This window comes from Streptosporangium nanhuense (assembly GCF_059358815.1).
Window position 1 is genome coordinate 286,364 of the sequence record NZ_JCADBG010000009.1, and the last position, 16,755, is coordinate 303,118.

A 16,755-nucleotide genomic window follows, 5' to 3' on the forward strand; every position below is an offset into this window, starting at 1 on the left:
GGAGGACAGGAAGGAGAGCGCTGTCAGTAATCAAGGAAGCCGTGGGCGGTCACGATGCGGGTGGAGGCGTTCGGCCGTACCCCGGTGATGCGCTCGGCCAGGCGCCGTGCGGCGGCAAGCCCGCCTTCCGAGTTGCCGTGAACCAGGCCGAGTTCGATCCGGTCGGACAGGTAGGCCGCTTGGGCGTCTTCCGCGGGATGGGGAATCAGCGGGTCGAACGACAGGGCCTTGCGGCCGTCCGCGTAGTGGACGAAGTCCGCGACGCTGTTGACGTTGACGAAGACGCTTGCCGTGATCGTTCCGGCGGACAAGGGCCGCAACACCTCGTCCAGCGTGCCGGCGTAGCCGTTCAACTCGCTCAGAATGGTGCCGCCTTCGGCTGGATGGGCGCGGATGAGACCCTCCTCGATCTCGCCTTCCTCGTCGTCACCGTCGAACACTTCGATACCGAGGCGGGTCAACGCCTCGTGCGGGGTGAGGCCGCGGACATGCGTCGCGCAGAACGCATCGTCATCAAGCCAGCTGTAGACGCTCACGGCGATCCTGTTTTCTTCGGGGGCAGATCACGGGAATCTTGGCATGCGGGCCCGACGGAAACCTGCGCCGGTCGCGAGCGGAGTGTGCCGGCCCGCGGAGCGGTGTCCCGTTTCCCGCTCTGACCGTCCGATGAACTGCGGCATACGGCTGGTGACACGTTCGTCGACGGCACCCCGGTTCGGCACCGGCGGGGATCGCGCTCATCCCCGGCCGGCCGCTGCGGCGTGGTGGCCGGGGAACATCACGCGCTTGACCGGCGGAACGAGTTCGGCCACCCGCAGCGCTGTGCGGAACGCGATCCGGGCTTGTCCGCTCCTGGAGGGAGGTCTACCGTCTGACTTGTTGACCAGATTTCATAATTGGTCACGAAGTCAGAGCGATCAGGGTAATCAGAGCGATCAGGGCGGACGGACACGGGCGCCGACCGGAGCCTCGACGCACGCGGGGCCCCCGCCGAGCCGCCGACCAGCTCCTCATGGTCTGGATCGCGGCGGCCAACCGCGACCCGAGGCAGTTCGCCGACCCCGACGTCTTCGATCCCTCCCGCGACCCCAACCCCCACCTCGGCTTCGGCCGGGGCATCCACTTCTGCATCGGCGCGCCGCTGGCACGCCTGGAGGGCAAGGTCGCGCTCGACCTGCTGCTCGACCGCTTTCCCCACCTGCGCACCGACCCGGACGAGCCGCCGCGCTTCATCCCGAGCCCGAGCATGACCGGGGTACGGAAACTGCCGCTGCTTACCTCCGGCACCTGAACGAGCCTCCGGCACCTGAACGAGGCCACCGGGGTGACGCCCCCCGGGTCCCCCGGGGGGCGTCACCTCTGTGGCGGCAGCTCTCCTGAACCCCGGACGACGAGCTCGACCGGCACGGTCACGTGCTGCTTCGGGCGCGCGGGATCGCGCAGCCGGGCGAGCAGCAGCTCCACCGCCGCGCTGCCGAGGCGGCCGACGTCGTAGCGGACCACGGTGATCCCCGGGTTGAAGACCCCCGCCATCTCGAAGTCGTCGAAGCCGACGAAGGCCGGGCGGGGGCCCGCGTGGTCGCGCAGGGCCTGTACGAGGCCGAGCGCGGCGCGGTTGTTGGTCGCGAAGAACGCGGTCGGCGGATCGGGCAGCGCGAGCAGCCGCCGTACCTCCTGCTCGACCCGCCAGGGGTCGAACACGCCGGTCACGCACAGCGCCGGGTCCACGGCGACCCCGGCCGCGCGCATCGCCGCGCGGTGTCCCTCGGCGCGGGCGTGCACCGAGCTCAGCGGGTCGTTGTCCGAGATCAGGGCGATCCGCCGGTGGCCGTACGCGAGCAGGTGCTCGGTGGCGATCCGGCCGCCCGCGTCGGCGTCGAGGAGCACGGCGTCGACCTCCGGCAGCCCCTCGGGCACGCGGTCGACGAATACGGCGGTGAGCCCGCTCGCGACGTACTCCGCCAGCCAGGTGTGGTCACCGGCGGTCGGGACGATGACCATGGCGTCCACGCCCCGGCCGTACATCGTCTCGATGATCATGACCTCGCGGTCGGCGCGCTCCTCGTAGCTGCCGAACACCACCAGCGCCGCGTGCGCCGAGGCGGCCGACTCCACGGCCTTGGCGAGCCGCGAGTAGAACTCGTTGGAGATGTTCTCGATCACCAGGCCCAGGGTGAGCACCGAGCCGCCCCTGGCCAGCCGGCTGGCGGCCTCGTTGCGCCGGAAGCCCAGCGTCGTGATCGCGTCCTGGACGCGCCGCACCACGTCCAGCTTCACGTGGGGCTCCTGGTTCACCACCCGGGAGACCGTCTTGAGGCTCACCCCCGCGTGGCGCGCGACGTCGGCCATCGTGGTCCTGCGAGGAGTCATCCCCATCCTTTTCCCGGAGCGGTCGGACAGATCTTCCGGAACATGTTGTACCTTGCGCAGTCATGTACGAAGACATCGACGACAACTGGATCTGCAGCAGGTACGGCGAGGACGAGCCCTGGATGCTGGGCGCGGTCAACCCGCCGGTCTTCGAGAGCTCCCTGTTCACCTTTCCCACGGCGCGGGAGCTGTCGGAGAGCCTGGCGGCCGAGGACGAGAACTACGTCTACTCGCGCGGCACCAACCCCACGGTGGACCTGCTCCAGCGCAAGCTCGCCGCGCTGGAGCGGGCCGAGCGGGCCAAGTGCTTCGGCTCCGGCATGGGTGCCATCGCCGCGACGATCTCCTCGCTGGTCTCCGCGGGCGACCACGTGATCGTGCTCGGAGCGGTCTACGGGCCGACCACCCAGTTCCTCCGCTATCTGGAGAAGTTCGGGGTGTCGCATACGACTGTGCACACCGATAATCCTGCCGCGCTTGATAGCGCTGTCAAGCCGAACAGCAGGATGCTCTACCTGGAGTCACCCTCGTACATGCGCTACGGGGTCATCGACATCCGCGCCTTCGCCGGGTGGGCGCGCGGTCGCGGGCTGACCACCGTGATGGACAACACCTGGGCGACGCCCATCTTCCAGAAGCCCCTCACGATGGGGGTCGACCTGGTCGTGCACTCGCTGTCGAAGTACATCGGCGGCCACAGCGACCTCGTCGGCGGCGTCGTGGCGGGCCCCGCGCGCCTGGTCAGGCCGCTGGCGCTGACCGAGTACCAGCTGTACGGCGCCGCGCTGTCCGCCCACGAGGCGAGCAAGGCGATCAAGGGGCTGCGGACCCTGCCGATCCGCATGGCGGCGCACCAGGAGCGCGGGCTGCGGGTGGCGGAGTTCCTGGTCAAGCACTCGGCGGTCCGGGCGGTCAACCATCCGGGCCTGCCGGACCACCCCGGGCACGATCTCGCGAGCACCCAGATGACGGGCTTCTCCAGTGTCTTCAGCGTCGAGCTGGACACCGAGGAGGTCGCCGAGGTGGGCCGGTTCGTGGACGCGCTGCGGCACTTCCGCGTCGGCGTGTCCTGGGGCGGATACGAGAGCCTGGTCAACGCCCCGGCGCTCACCACCCTGGACTCCGTGCGCGCGACCATGGAGATCCCGGTGGGACTGGTCCGTCTGTCGGTGGGCCTGGAGGACCCCGCCACGCTGATCGCCGATCTCGCGAACGCCCTGGAGAAGTCTTGACGGACCACCGGGGGCTCCGTAGCATCCCCGTCATCCAAAGTTGTGACAGCGCTGTCAAAGGCACTGCCCTCCGTTGAGCCGACCCCTTTGGGGAAAATCATGAAAACACCCCCCAGGTTCGCCGCCCTGATGGTCGGCGTGCTGACCGTGACGCTGGCCGCCTGCGGCGCCGACGACGCCGCGGGCACGGTGAGGCTACGCATGATCGAGAGCCTCACCAGCCCGGACCGCACCAAGCTCCTGCGGAGCCTGCTCGCCGACTTCGAGCGGCGGAACCCGGGGGTCAAGGTCGAGCTGATCTCGCCGCCCCTGGAGAGCGCCGACCAGAAGATCACCCAGGTGCTGCAGACCAAGAAGGGCGTCGACGTCCTGGAGGTCCGCGACCACACCGCCAAGTCGTTCTCCAACAACGGCTGGCTCGCCGAGCTCCCGACGCAGGGCTGGCCCGGCTGGGACGAGCTGACCGAGCTCGCCCGGAAGAAGGCCGTCGAGGTGGGCGGCAAGCCGTACCTCATCCCCTACGGCTTCTACGAGAAGGTGCTCTTCTACCGCTCCGACTGGCTGCGCGAGGCAGGCGTCGCGCAGCCGCCCGCCACCTGGCAGGAGCTGTACGACACCGCCAAGCGGCTCACCGACAAGGGCAAGCGCCGCTACGGATACTCCTTCCGCGGCGGCAAGGGCGGCTTCGACTACGCCGTCCTGATCGTCAGCGCCTTCAACGGCGACAAGGTGGACACCGAGAAGTCGTTCTTCCTCAAGGACGGCAGGACGATCTGGTCCACGCCGGAGGCCGCGCAGGCGATGGACCTGTTCGTCCGCCTGTTCAAGGACGCCTCCCCGGCCGACTCGGTCTCGTGGAGCTTCCCGGAGATGGTCCAGGGCTTCACCTCCAACGTCACCGGCATGCTCGTCCAGGACCCCGAAGTGATCAAGACGATCCAGGAGAGCGGGGTTCCCAAGGACGGGTGGAGCGCCGCGCCGATCCCGAAGGGCCCCGGCGGGTACGCCCTGCAGCCCGTCGGGTACGCCGGCTGGGGCGTGACGTCCTTCAGCACGTACAAGAACGAGGCGACCAGGCTGGTCCAGTTCCTCAGCGAGAGCGCGCAGAGCGTCAGGTTCGCCAAGGGCAACTCGCTCATCCCGATCGCCAAGGCCGCCGAGCAGGACCCCGAGTTCTCCCAGGGGGCCTGGAAGGCGTACCTGGACGCCCAGCGGGACGACAAGCAGGTGATCACGATCCGGCCGGTCGACTACCCGGGCTGGAGCGAGTGGCAGCAGGCGGCCGACAAGGACATCCAGTCCCTGCTGACCGGCGGCAAGACGGCCGCTGACGTCCTGGCCTCCTGGGACGCGTTCTGGACGGACCAGGCGACGAAGAAGACCTCGTGACGGTGGCGGAGAGAACCGGGCCGGGCACCGGCGGCACCGGCAGCGCGGCCCGGCCCGTCTTCGACGCCAGGCGGGCCCGTTTCATCGCGCTCTGCCTGCTGCCCGGGGTCGTGTTCGTCGCGGTGTTCACGTACTACCCGATGATCCGGGGCGGCGTGCTCGCGTTCCAGCGCTACAACCTGTTCGACCTGACCTCCACACCGTTCGTGGGGCTGGAGAACTTCCGGGCCGTCCTCGGCGACGACCAGTTCTGGACCGCGCTGGCCAACACCGGGATCTGGGTGTTCGTGTCCGTGCTGTTCCAGCTCGTGCTCGGCTTCGGCCTCGCGCTGCTGCTGCGCAGGCACTTCCGGGGGCGCGGGCTCTACCAGGCGTGGGTCTTCTTCCCCTGGGCGATGTCGGGCTTCCTCATCGGCCTGCTGTGGCGCTGGATGTTCAACGGCGAGTTCGGTGTCGTCAACGACCTGCTGATCAAGACCGGGCTGGCCGACGAGCCGATCCCCTTCCTGTCCTCACCCGGCTGGGCGATGGCCTCGATCATCATCGCCAACGTCTGGTACGGCGTGACGTTCTTCGCCATCATGATCATCGCCGCGCTCCAGTCGGTGCCCCGCGAGCTGTACGAGGCGGCCGACGTCGACGGCGCCTCCCGCTTCCGGCAGTTCCGCCACGTGACGCTGCCGTCCATCCGGACGACGCTGGTGCTCATCGTCCTGCTGCGGGTCATCTGGATCCTGAACTTCCCCGACCTCATCTACTCGATGACCGGCGGCGGTCCGGCGGGAAGCACGCACATCGCCACGACCTACCTCATCGAGCAGGTGCAGAACGGCGACTACGGCAAGGCCGGGGCAATTGGGATCTTCGTCCTCGGGCTCCTGCTCTCGTTCAGCGTCTTCTATCTCAACGCGACCCGGTTCGAGAAGGCGAGGGACTGACCCGTGAACCGTCCGGCCCCGCTGCCCGCCCGGATCGCCGAGGCCGTGGTCCTCGGCGTCTGGCTGCTGATCACCGTCTTCCCGCTCTACTGGATCGTCGTCACCTCGCTGAAGCCCACCTCGGAGATCTTCGCGGTGCCGCTGCGCTATCTCCCCGGCAGCCCCACGCTGGAGCACTACCGCGAGCTCTTCTCCTTCGCCTCCTTCGGCACGTACCTCGGCAACAGCCTGGTCGTCTCGCTGGTCTCGGCGGCGGTGGTCACCGCCACCGGCGTGCTGGGCGGCTACGTGCTGGCCCGCTTCCACTTCCCGGGGCGCGGGGCGCTCATGCTCGCCTACCTGGTCACCCAGATGATCCCGCTGTTCATCGCGTTGGGCCCGCTGTACCTGATGATGTCCGGGTTCGACCTGCTCAACCGGCTGAGCGGGCTGATGCTCGTCTACGTCGCGATGCTCGTCCCGTTCTCGACGATCATCATGCGCGGCTTCTACGAACGGGTCCCCGCCGCGCTGGAGGAGGCGGCCATGGTCGACGGCTGCTCGCGGCTGACGGCGATGGTTCGCGTGGTCGTGCCCGTCATGCTGCCCGGGATCGCCGCCACCTTCATCTTCGGCTTCGTGCAGTGCTGGAACGAGCTCTTCCTCGCGATCGCCTTCATCGACAGCGAGGAGACCAAGACCATCCCGGTCGCGATGAACTCGTTCATCACGCAGTACGACATCGACTGGGGCCCGATGGCGGCCGCGACGGTGGTCTCGGTCATCCCGACGCTCGTGCTGTTCTCCTTCGCCCGCCGCTACATCGTGGAGGGCCTGACCTCGGGCGCGGTCAAGGGCTGACACCGCCGCGCCCTCATGACGGTCAGAGCTTGCGGCCCACCCCGACGTAACCGATCGGGGCGTTGCGCCGCTCGAACAGGGGCGGGTCGGTGGGGCGCCAGTCCGAGGGGAACACCAGGCCGGGCTCGGCCAGCTCGTAGCCGTCGAAGAAGCGGGCGATCTCCTCGTGGGTGCGCAGGCTCAGCGCCTCGGTGGCCCGCTTGTAGACCTCCAGCGCCCCCGGCGTGTTGTCGGGGCGGGCGTCGATCGCGTGACTGAGAACGAGGTGGCTGCCCGGCGCGCTCGCCTTGCGCAGCCGCTCGATGATCTCGTACGCGCCCGCGCCGTCGGGGTTCTCGTCCGGGACGAAGTGCAGGATGGCGAGCAACAGGAACGCCACGGGCCGGTCGAAGTCGACGTGCTCGCGCAGCTCGGCCAGCAGCCCCTCCGGGTTGCGCACGTCGGCCTGCACGACGGTGACGTTCTCGCCCTTGCCCAGGATCGCCCGGCTGTGCGCGCACACGACGGGGTCGTAGTCCACGTAGACCACGCGCGTCTCGGGCGCGACCTCGTGCGCGATCTCGTGCGTGTTGCCCCGCGTGGGCAGCCCGGACCCCAGGTCCACGATCTGGCGGACACCCGACTCGACCAGGTGGCGTACCGCGCGCGCGAGGAACGCCCGGTTCTCCTTCGCGGAGTCGCGGGTGTCGGGAAAGAGCTTCAGAATCTGCTCGGCCGCGTCCCGGTCGGCGGCGAAGTTGTCCTTGCCGTCCAGGTAGTAGTCGTACATCCGGGCGACATTGGGCACGCTCGGGTCGACCCCGGCCGGCGAAGCCTGATCATCCACGGTCTCTCCAGACTCTCCAGCACTTATCTGGGTTTGATCTTAGAGAGTCTTTCACGTTTTGGCAGTGAGATAGGGCGATCGATGCCTGTCTGACCGTCATTCGCCCAGAGGGGCCGAACCCGCCGTTCCTCACCCTGCCGGCGAACGTCCGCCGCTCGCGGGGACAAACCCGGTGACCCCTCCCACGGGGTCGCCGGACCCCGGCCCCCGGGCTCCGCGAAGGGGTCGACCGGCTTTCCTGACAACCGGTCACATGCGGTACGGCCGATTATCACAGTGCCCATTGATTCGCTGTTGGCCTGAACGTATGTTCCTCTCACCATCCGAGTACGCCTCATGTTTAGGGGACCCTCCTAATGCATGCACGTCTCCGGCGGGTGATCACGGCGGCCTCCGGGTTGTCGCTGGTCCTCGCGCTGGCATCCCCCGTCGTGCCCGCATCCGCCACCGCGTCCGAAACCGTGGCCGAAACCGCGTCTGGAACCGCGTCCGGCACCACGGCGGCGGCCGTTCTCCCTCCCGACGACTACTGCCTCGGCGAGTGTTCCGACATCCTGCCCCCGGGGCAGAACGGCAACGCCACCCTGGCCGGGATCCTCGCCCACCAGACCCTGGGCACCAAGCCGAGACACAGCGACGACCAGCTCGGCAGGTACGCGAACCTCCTGTCCGGCTACACCGGCCTGACCGACGACCAGATCGCGAACTTCTTCAACGACGCCTCGTTCGGCGTCCCCGCGGGACAGGTGGAGAGCACCACGAGCCCTCGGCCGGACGTGACGATCGTCCGCGACAGGGCGACCGGCACCCCGCACATCACCGGGACGACCCGCGAGGGCACGATGTTCGGCGCCGGGTACGCGGGCGCGCAGGACCGCCTGTGGGTGATGGACCTGATGCGGCACGTGGGCCGCGGCGAGCTGACCCCGTTCGCGGGAGGCGCGCCGGGCAACCGGGCGCTGGAGCAGAGCGCCTGGCGCAACTCCCCCTACACCGAGGCGGACCTCCAGGCGCAGATCGTCAGGGTGAGGGACTCCGGTCCCCGGGGCGCGCAGCTCTACAGCGACGTGGAGAACTACATCGCCGGCGTCAACGCCTACATCGACCGCTGCATGGCGGACCGCAACTGCCCCGGCGAGTACGTCCTGACCGGCCACCTCGACGCGATCACCAACGCGGGCGGCCCGGTGGACTTCACCATGACCGACCTGGTGGCGATCTCCGGCGTGATCGGCGGCCTGTTCGGCGGCGGCGGCGGGGCGGAGATGCAGTCGGCCCTGGTGCGGGTCGCGGCCCGCGCCAAGTACGGCACGACGGCCGGCGACCAGGTCTGGTCGGCGTTCCGGGCGCAGAACGACCCGGAGACGACGCTCACCCTGCACAACGGGCAGAGCTTCCCGTTCGGCAACGCGCCCGCCGGAGCCACCGGGGTCGTCCTGCCCGACCCGTCGACGACGCCGGTGGACATCACCGCGAACGAGACCGGCTCGGCCACCTCCCCGGCCCCGGCCTCGGCGCAGAAGGGCGTGCTCGACGGGCTGCTCGTCGACAACTCCAAGCCCGGCATGTCCAACGCCGTGGTGGTCTCGGCGGCCAAGTCGTCGACCGGGAACCCGGTCGCGGTGTTCGGCCCGCAGACGGGCTACTTCGCCCCCCAGCTGCTCATGCTGCAGGAGCTCTCCGGACCCGGCATCCGGGCGCGCGGCGCCGCCTTCGCCGGGCTCAACCTCTACGTGCTGCTCGGCCGGGGCACCGACTACGCCTGGAGCGCGACCTCCAGCGGCCAGGACCTCACCGACACGTACGCCCTCCAGCTCTGCGCCCCCGGCGGCGGCGCGGTCACCACCGCGTCCAACCACTACCTCTACCGGGGCGTCTGCACGGAGATGGAGACGCTGCGGAAGACCAACTCGTGGAAGCCCACCGTCGCCGACTCCACCGCGCGCGGCTCGTACGACCTCGTCATCCAGCGCACGAAGTACGGCCTGGTGAGCTGGCGCGGCACCGTGAACGGGCAGCCCACCGCCTTCACCACGCTGCGCTCGACCTACCGGCACGAGGTCGACTCGGCCATCGGCTTCCAGATGTTCAACGACCCGGCGGCGATGGGCGACCCGGCGGCGTTCACGAACTCGGCCTCGACCATCGGCTTCGCGTTCAACTGGTTCTACGTCAACTCCAGGGACTCGGCGTACTTCATGTCGGGCAACACCCCGGTCAGGTCCGCGGTGTCCGACCCGAACCTGCCGATGACGGCCGACGCGGCGCACGAGTGGGCGGGCTACGACCCGGCCGCCAACACCGCGACCTACACCGCCCCCGCCACCCACCCGCAGGCGGTCAACCAGGACTACTTCGTCAGCTGGAACAACAAGCAGGCCAAGGACTACGGCGCCGCGGACGGCAACTTCAGCTTCGGCCCCGTCCACCGGGTCGACCTGCTGGACGCCCCCGTCAAGGCGGCCCTGTCGGGAAGCGGCAAGCTCGACCGGGCGGGCACCACGAAGATCATGGCCGATGCCGCCGTGACCGACCTGCGCGGCAAGAAGGTCCTGCCCGACCTGCTCAGGGTGATCAACAGCGCGGCGGTGACCGACCCGGCCCTCGCCTCGGCGGTCTCCAAGCTGTCGGCCTGGACGTCGGCGGGCTCCAGGAGGCTGGAGACCACGCCGGGCAGCAAGGCGTACGCCCACGCCGAGGCGATCCGCGCGTTCGACGCGTGGTGGCCCAAGCTCGTCCGCGCGCAGTTCAGGCCGGGACTGGGCGACGGCCTCTACCAGGCGGTGGTCAACGCCATCCAGATCAACGAGTCACCCTCCGGCCACCAGCAGGGAGACAAGTCCACCCTGCCCACCTCCGCGAACGAGGCCCAGACGCACAAGGGGTCGGCGTTCCAGTACGGCTGGTGGGGCTACGTGAGCAAGGACCTCAGGAGCGTCCTCGGCGACCCGGTCTCCGGGCCGCTGCCCGCCAAGTACTGCGGGAACGGCACGGTGGCGGGCTGCCGCACCGTCCTGCTGGAGAGCCTGGCTGCGGCGCTCGCCGAGCCCGCGACCACGACCTACCCGGCGGACGACGTGTGCTCGGCCGGTGACCAGTGGTGCTCCGACGCCGTCGAGCAGTCACCGCTCGGCGGGATCAAGCACTCGCTGATCTCCTGGCAGAACCGGCCGACCTACCAGCAGGTCGTGTCGTTCCCCGCCCACCGGGGGGACGCGATCGCCAACGTGGCGGAGGGGAAGAGCGCCAGGGCGTCGAGCACCCAGCTCTTCTACCCGGCGGGCAGGGCCGTCGACGGCGACCCGACCACCCGGTGGTCGAGCTCGTCCAGCGACAACCAGTATCTCCAGGTCGATCTCGGGGCGGCCACGACCGTGTCCAGGGTCCTGCTGCGCTGGGAGGCGGCCTACGGGGCCGCGTACTCGATCCAGACCTCGGCCGACGGCTCCACCTGGACCACCGTCCACTCCACCACCACCGGGAACGGGGGCGTGGACAACGTGAGGTTCGCCCCGACCAGCGCCCGCTACGTTCGCATGCAGGGTGTCACGCGCGGGACGTCGCACGGCTACTCCCTCTACGAGCTGGAGGTCTATCCCCGGTGACGAGCACCCCGGCATAGCGGACGGGAGACGGCGGCGACCATCGCCGTCGTCTCCCACCGTTACGTCGGGAACCGAACTTCGAGGGACGTCAGGCCGTGGCCAGCGGGTTGGCGACCGTCACGTACCCCGCGGAGCGGTCCGCCGAGCGCGCCCACCGGACCGACAGGTTGGCCTTGGCCGGCAGCGACGCCCCCGACAGCAGGTCCGACAGCGGCGGGGGCCATCCGCGCGACGCCGCGTACTTCTCCAGGACCTCCCCGGCCACCGCCCACAGCTCCCGGGTGGACCCGGTCCCCGCCAGGGAGGCGGCGATCTCGGCGAGGTGGTTGACCATCAGGCAGTAGACCACCCGGTTCCAGCCGGAGGCCGCGTCGTAGGTGAGCGCCTCGGCGACCCGGCCGGGCAGCCCGGACAGGTCGTGCCGCCCGGCGACGAGCTTCGTGCCCTCCAGGTCGCGGAAGACGGCCTCCACGGGCATCCCTTCGGCGTCCACGCCGATCAGGACGTTCTGCAGGTGGGGTTCCAGCACCACGCCGTGGCCGAGGTAGGCGTCGAGCACCGGCGGCGCCACGCGTTCCACGTACGCCCGCCACCAGCGCGCCGGATCGGCCACCGGCCACCCGGCCATGGTCGGCGCGCCACCCGGTGACGGATCCGCCGGGCCCGGCACGTGGCCCGGCACGTAGCCCGGCACCGTGTCGGCCCCCTGCCGCCCGGCGGCCAGCGCGCCGCTCAGCAGGGGGGTCACCCCCGGCCTGCAGACCGACCACGGGCCCATCCGGACGATCACGCCGAGCCCCTCCAGCAGCCGGGTGCCCAGCTCGGCGGAGCGGTAGCCCGGTTCGGGCAGCCAGCGGGTGCCGGGGAAGGCGGCGGCCAGGTCGAGGAACACCGGTTCGAGGCGACGGCTCAGCTCGACCGCGCCGGCCAGCTCGTACCAGGAGTTCTTCCGCACGCAGTTGGTGATCCGCACGTCCAGGCTGAACTTCAGGCACCGGTCGATCAGCGGCTCGTAGACCGTGCGGACCGACGACGTGGGAACCGCCATCCGGGAGCTGTCGCCCAGGTCGATCAGGCGGCCGTCGGCCAGCGGCGCGGCCAGGTCCGCCGCGAGCAGTTCCAGCTGCCACGGGTGCGCGGGCAGCAGCGAGTAGCCGGGCGGCGCCTGGCCGAGCTCGTCGAGCGCGCCGGTGTCACCCGCCCCGGCCAGCACGTCGTCCCTGACCCCGAGCAGCCGCAGCGGGAAGCTCGCGTGCGCCTCGGGCGCGTAGCGCAGCCAGCCCTCGCCGCCGCGCGCCTTCGGGCTGGGATGGAACGGGTGCCCGAGGACGAGCGCCTGCTCCGAGGCCAGCCACGGGTCGGCGGGTGGCGGGACCTCCCGCCGGGCCGCGACCAGCGTCGCCAGGGCGTCCCTGCTCGCGGCCACCTGGGCGGCGAACTCGTCGTTCCCCCCGCCCTGACCCCCGCCCTGACCCCCGCCCTGACGCCCGCCCTCGCTTTCGCCCTCGCTTTCGTTGTCGCCCTCGCCGAGCTCGGCCTCCACCAGCCGGACGAGCAGGTCCGCCGAGAGCGGCTGCCAGGAGCCGTTCTCCAGCCACTCCGGCCGCCCCGCGAAGCGCAGCGCGAGCCCGCCGTGCGTGCGCGCCCGCAGGTGGGTGCCCGCGACGCGCAGCAGCACGTACGGTCCCTCGTGCCTGACCTGTCCGCGAGGTCCCGCGATCTCCCTTACGCAGCAGCGCAGCAGCGCCGACACGGAGGCCTCCTCGGCGATGGCCATGGCGACGGCGGGTGAGTCGAGGGCGAGGCTCGTCATGTCGTCCTTTGCGTGATCTGGGAGGGCTGGCGGAGATAGTTCGGTCCGCTCGTGCCGTAGAACTTGTTCACGTCCCGCGCACCGGTGCGCGCCTTGTCCACCAGGGTCCCGGCGGTGATCATCGACTTGCCGACCAGCCGGGCGGCGTCGAGGGTCCTGGCCCGCAGCAGCCTGGCCATCGGGTCCTCCCCGTACGCGTCGAGCGCCTCGGCGAGCGTGCCGCGGACCAGCTCGAAGGCCGCCGGCGGCGGCAGCGCGCCGAACGTCACGGCGGCGGCGGCCAGGTGCAGGGTGATGGTCACGAACACGTCGGCGAGAGCGTGCGGGTCGTCGGTGAACATCCGCGCGTCGGCGAAGCCCGGCACCGCGAGCCCGGCGTCCCGCAGCCTGTCGGGCGAGGTCAGCAGGCCGTCGTTGTCCTTGACGAGCAGCCGCAAGCCACCCTCGCCCGCCGCCCCCTCCGTGCCGAAGACCAGCGAGAGGTTCTGCTGGTGGGCCTCCAGCGCCGTGCCGTACCTGACGAAGAGCCGCACGTGGAAGCGGAACAGCACCCGCAGGTACCGGCCGAGCAGCCCGGCGACGTCCCCGCCGGACCACCTCTCCGCGAGCTCCTCCACCACCAGCCCGCCCCCCGGCAGCGGTGCCGTCAGCGCCGCGACCGGGACGACCTCACCCGCGGGGTGGCGGCGCAGGAGCCAGCCCAGGTACTCGTGCCCGGCGTGCCCGTACGTCTGCTCGTCGGCCAGGAGCACCTCCGGGTCGGGCATGGCCCGCAGGAGCAGCTCGGCCCGCGCCCCGTCGGCGAGCGTGTCCGGCTTGAGGGACCTCCGGTTGCGCAGCCCGAGGGTGCTGGTGGTCAGCGGCAGCTTCAGGTGGGTGCCCGGGGCGATCTCGACCGTGCGCATCGACAGCGTGGGCCGCACCTCCAGACGCGCGATCGGGGCCACGACCGTCCACGGGATCTCCTCGACGGCGGGAACCGTCAGCGGGTGCACGGGGAACAGCACGTGGGTCCGCGCGAGGTCCGCGGCCAGGCCGACGGCGGGGAATCCGGGCGCCCCCGGCGGCTCCGCCCCGACGACCCGCTCCCTGGGCACCGCGGCCCAGCGCAGCTCGAAGACGGGCGCGAACTCCGGCGCGTACGCGGTCAGGTCCTCGTCGGACAGGCCGCTCCGGGACCGGGCCGTCGGATAGACGGGGTGATCGACGAACGCGGCCAGCGTCTCGTACCACATGCCGTCGCGCCCGCCACTCGCCGCCCGCGCGGCCCCGTTCCCGTTCCTCGTCGCGTGCCCGCTTTCGCGGTCCGGTGCATGAGTGCGGGCGGGGGGTACGGTCGCCTCCAGCCTGGCGAGCACCTCCTCGCGGTGGACGTCGTGGAGGTCGAGGGCGCGCAGCGCCTCGCGGCACTCCGTGACGAACGACTCGACCCCGGCGGCGTCGGCGGGAGCGGAGATCTCCCGCAGGGTGCCCAGGACCTCCTCCAGGCGGAGCGCCTCCTCCGGGGCCGCCACGAAGTCCTGGAACAGCGAGCCCGGGGTGAGCCGGACCCGCCTGCCCCCGGGCAGGACCAGCGCGACGCCGTCCTTGCTGCGGGTCACCCGCCCGGCCAGGCCGCCGTAGTCCTCGCGCAGGAGCGCGTTCAGCACCCGTCCGGCGAGGTATCGTTCCCGCCCGCTCACGGAACCACCGCCGCGCACGCGCTCACCCGCCGGTCCCCGGCTCACGCGCTCGCCCGCGGACCTCCGGCTCGTGCGCTCGCCCATGGATCCTCGCTTCGCGCGGTCGCCCGTGAACTCCTCGCGTACGCGGTCGTCCGCGGATCCCCGGTTCGCGCGGTCGCTCGCGGGTCCTCGGCTCGTGCGCTCGCCCATGGATCCTCGCTTCGCGCGGTCGCCTGTGGATTCCCCGCGTACGCGGTCGTCCGCGGATCCCCGGTGCGCGCGGTCGCTCGCGATTCCCCGGTTCGTCCGGCCGCCCGTGGACTCACGGCTCATGCGACCACCCACGGGTTCTCGGCGGTGAAGGCCGCGACGGCCGCGTCCACGCGCGCCCGGTCGGGCCCGATCGCGCGGACGATGCCCATGTAGTCGCGGTTGGTGTTGCTCACGTCGATCCGGTCACCCACGGCGCGCAGCGGCCGATGCCAGATCCGGACCGGATCGCCGGGCGCCGGAACGATCGTCCCGGGAGACCTCACCACGGTCCCCGCGCGGTCGGCGACCAGGCTCAGCGCCGTCGCGTGCCCCCCCGCCCCATCGGGAAGCTTCGGCTCCGCCCCGAGATGCACGCCGAGGATGAGCTCGAACAGGGGCGCGTCCAGCACGCTCGCCAGCAGGAAGTCGCAGTGGTCGCCGATCACCCGGTAGTTCACCTCGACGATCCGGGGCCCGGCCGGGGTCATCACGTACTCGGTGTGGCAGGCCCCGAACCCCACCCGCAGCGCCTCCAGTGCCCGCAGCACATGTTCACGGCCCGGTGGCGGCTCCCAGTCGAGCCGTTCCTCCACGAAGTGCGGCAGCGGCCCGAGGGTGGTGCGGAACCCGCCGAGCACCCTGATCCGCTCGCCGTCGCCGAGCGTCTCCATCGTGTGCAGGGGCCCGTCGAGATACTCCTCCACGACCAGCGTCTCTCCCGGCCGCCTGTCCCGGATGGCCGCGACGGCCCTCGCGAGCTCGCCCGCGTCGCGGACCAGCACGACGTCCTCGCTGGCCACGCCCTCGCGCGGCTTCACGACCGCGGGGAACGGCATGTCGGCGGGCGGCGCGTCGGCCGGTGCCAGCCGCGCGGAACGTACGGTCTCGACCCCGGCGGCGGCCAGCCGTCGCCGGGTGAGGGCCTTGTTCTTGGTGTCGACGCAGGCCCGCCAGTCCTTGCCGGGGAGGCCGAAGTAGGCGGCGGCGAGCGCCGTCTCCGCCTGGATGTGGTCGGAGTTCGAGAAGATCGCGTCCGGGGGGCGGTGGTGCGCGACGGTGTCGACCACGGCCCGCGCGTCGCGTACGTCGCAGAGGAGCACCTCCGCCCCGGAGTCGCGATGCCGCTCGGGGCGGTCGGTGAGGATCGTGACCTCACAGCCGAGCGCGCGTGCCGCCGGGAGGAATCCGTCGGTGACCGAGTCCGTCGGTTTGAGCGCGGTGAGGTACAGCCGCAATGCAGGGACCCCCGATATCAGGCAAGGCTAACCTAACTCGGTGATCCTAGCCTGAGGCCGATCGGAGCGCGGAGGCGATCGGTTTATTGACAGTACATGTCCGTGTCGCCCGATGATGAGAGTCTTCTCATCTCCATCCCAGCCTGATCTCCTGTGACGGCGCCTAGCGTGGACGCCATGAGCCGCAGGACGTCAACCGTCAGCATGGTGATCGGGATACTCGTCACCGCGGTCGCGATGTTCGCGGTCGTGATACTGGTCCAGGGCAACTCCGGCAGCCTCGGGGAGGCCGTCGTGGTCGACCGGGACCGCGGGAACGAGACGGCCGGGACGGGCACCGCGCAGCCACGGTCCTCCACAGGCTCCACGACACCGGCCGACCCCGGGGCGTCCGGCGACCCGAAGGCGCGGGACGACCGGACACCACCGGCCTCCGCGACCTCGGGCGGGCCCGGCGCGTCCAGCCTGACCGGAAGGGAACGGGCCGAGCGGGTACAGCCGCCACCGCCACCGCGAGGCGGGGGAGATGACGATGACGACGACGATGACGGCGGCGGCGATGACGGCGACGACTGAGACCGCGACAACGGC

The 16,755-nt window shown here is 70.9% G+C and carries 13 protein-coding genes; 7 read left to right on the forward strand and 6 right to left on the reverse strand.

Features of this window, described 5'->3' with window-relative positions; translation table 11 throughout:
• Window positions 1-23: 23 nt before the first annotated feature.
• A complete protein-coding gene (locus AC5L38_RS19710) occupies window positions 24-536 on the reverse strand; it encodes a DUF6461 domain-containing protein (RefSeq protein ID WP_495244258.1) in 513 nt (170 codons plus the stop codon).
• A gap of 476 nt (window positions 537-1,012) precedes the next feature.
• Between AC5L38_RS19710 and AC5L38_RS19715 the strand changes: the two genes are divergently transcribed.
• Window positions 1,013-1,291, forward strand: a complete 279-nt coding sequence (locus AC5L38_RS19715; protein WP_495244259.1) for a cytochrome P450 — start codon at window positions 1,013-1,015, stop codon at window positions 1,289-1,291.
• Window positions 1,292-1,353: 62 nt separating this feature from the next.
• Here AC5L38_RS19715 and AC5L38_RS19720 read toward each other — a convergent pair whose 3' ends face one another.
• Window positions 1,354-2,370, reverse strand: coding sequence for a LacI family DNA-binding transcriptional regulator (locus tag AC5L38_RS19720; protein WP_495244260.1), 1,017 nt, complete (start codon window positions 2,368-2,370; stop codon window positions 1,354-1,356).
• Between the two features lie 62 nt (window positions 2,371-2,432).
• Here AC5L38_RS19720 and AC5L38_RS19725 point away from each other — a divergent pair, with 62 nt between their 5' ends.
• The 4 genes from AC5L38_RS19725 (at window position 2,433) to AC5L38_RS19740 (ending at window position 6,769) form a co-directional block, all read left to right on the forward strand.
• Window positions 2,433-3,602 carry a trans-sulfuration enzyme family protein gene (locus tag AC5L38_RS19725; RefSeq protein ID WP_495244261.1) on the forward strand — a complete coding sequence of 390 codons (1,170 nt, stop codon included), beginning with the start codon at window positions 2,433-2,435 and terminating at the stop codon, window positions 3,600-3,602.
• Window positions 3,603-3,701: 99 nt separating this feature from the next.
• Window positions 3,702-4,991 (forward strand): ABC transporter substrate-binding protein, encoded by a 1,290-nt coding sequence (locus tag AC5L38_RS19730; RefSeq protein ID WP_495244262.1) that lies wholly within the window; start codon window positions 3,702-3,704, stop codon window positions 4,989-4,991.
• 2 nt (window positions 4,992-4,993) lie between these two features.
• A complete protein-coding gene (locus tag AC5L38_RS19735; protein WP_495244263.1) occupies window positions 4,994-5,929 on the forward strand; it encodes a carbohydrate ABC transporter permease in 936 nt (311 codons plus the stop codon).
• Window positions 5,930-5,932: 3 nt separating this feature from the next.
• Entirely contained in the window at window positions 5,933-6,769 is an 837-nt protein-coding gene (locus tag AC5L38_RS19740; protein ID WP_495244264.1) for a carbohydrate ABC transporter permease, read from the forward strand.
• A gap of 22 nt (window positions 6,770-6,791) precedes the next feature.
• Here AC5L38_RS19740 and AC5L38_RS19745 read toward each other — a convergent pair whose 3' ends face one another.
• Window positions 6,792-7,595, reverse strand: coding sequence for an SAM-dependent methyltransferase (locus tag AC5L38_RS19745; RefSeq protein ID WP_495244265.1), 804 nt, complete (start codon window positions 7,593-7,595; stop codon window positions 6,792-6,794).
• 356 nt (window positions 7,596-7,951) lie between these two features.
• On the opposite strand from AC5L38_RS19745, the gene AC5L38_RS19750 reads away from it, so the two are divergent.
• Window positions 7,952-11,200 carry a penicillin acylase family protein gene (locus tag AC5L38_RS19750; protein ID WP_495244266.1) on the forward strand — a complete coding sequence of 1,083 codons (3,249 nt, stop codon included), beginning with the start codon at window positions 7,952-7,954 and terminating at the stop codon, window positions 11,198-11,200.
• 88 nt (window positions 11,201-11,288) lie between these two features.
• Here AC5L38_RS19750 and AC5L38_RS19755 read toward each other — a convergent pair whose 3' ends face one another.
• From AC5L38_RS19755 to AC5L38_RS19765, 3 genes are all read right to left on the reverse strand, one after another.
• Window positions 11,289-13,013 carry an IucA/IucC family protein gene (locus tag AC5L38_RS19755; protein ID WP_495244267.1) on the reverse strand — a complete coding sequence of 575 codons (1,725 nt, stop codon included), beginning with the start codon at window positions 13,011-13,013 and terminating at the stop codon, window positions 11,289-11,291.
• Window positions 13,010-14,887, reverse strand: coding sequence for an IucA/IucC family protein (locus AC5L38_RS19760; protein WP_495244268.1), 1,878 nt, complete (start codon window positions 14,885-14,887; stop codon window positions 13,010-13,012). The genes AC5L38_RS19755 and AC5L38_RS19760 overlap by 4 nt, the downstream gene beginning before the upstream one ends.
• Before the next feature lie 119 nt (window positions 14,888-15,006).
• Window positions 15,007-16,164 carry an ATP-grasp domain-containing protein gene (locus AC5L38_RS19765; protein ID WP_495244269.1) on the reverse strand — a complete coding sequence of 386 codons (1,158 nt, stop codon included), beginning with the start codon at window positions 16,162-16,164 and terminating at the stop codon, window positions 15,007-15,009.
• 177 nt (window positions 16,165-16,341) lie between these two features.
• Between AC5L38_RS19765 and AC5L38_RS19770 the strand changes: the two genes are divergently transcribed.
• The gene (locus AC5L38_RS19770) at window positions 16,342-16,740 is read left to right on the forward strand and encodes a hypothetical protein (RefSeq protein ID WP_495244270.1); all 399 of its coding nucleotides are present in this window, start codon (window positions 16,342-16,344) and stop codon (window positions 16,738-16,740) included.
• The last annotated feature ends 15 nt before the right edge of the window (window positions 16,741-16,755 follow it).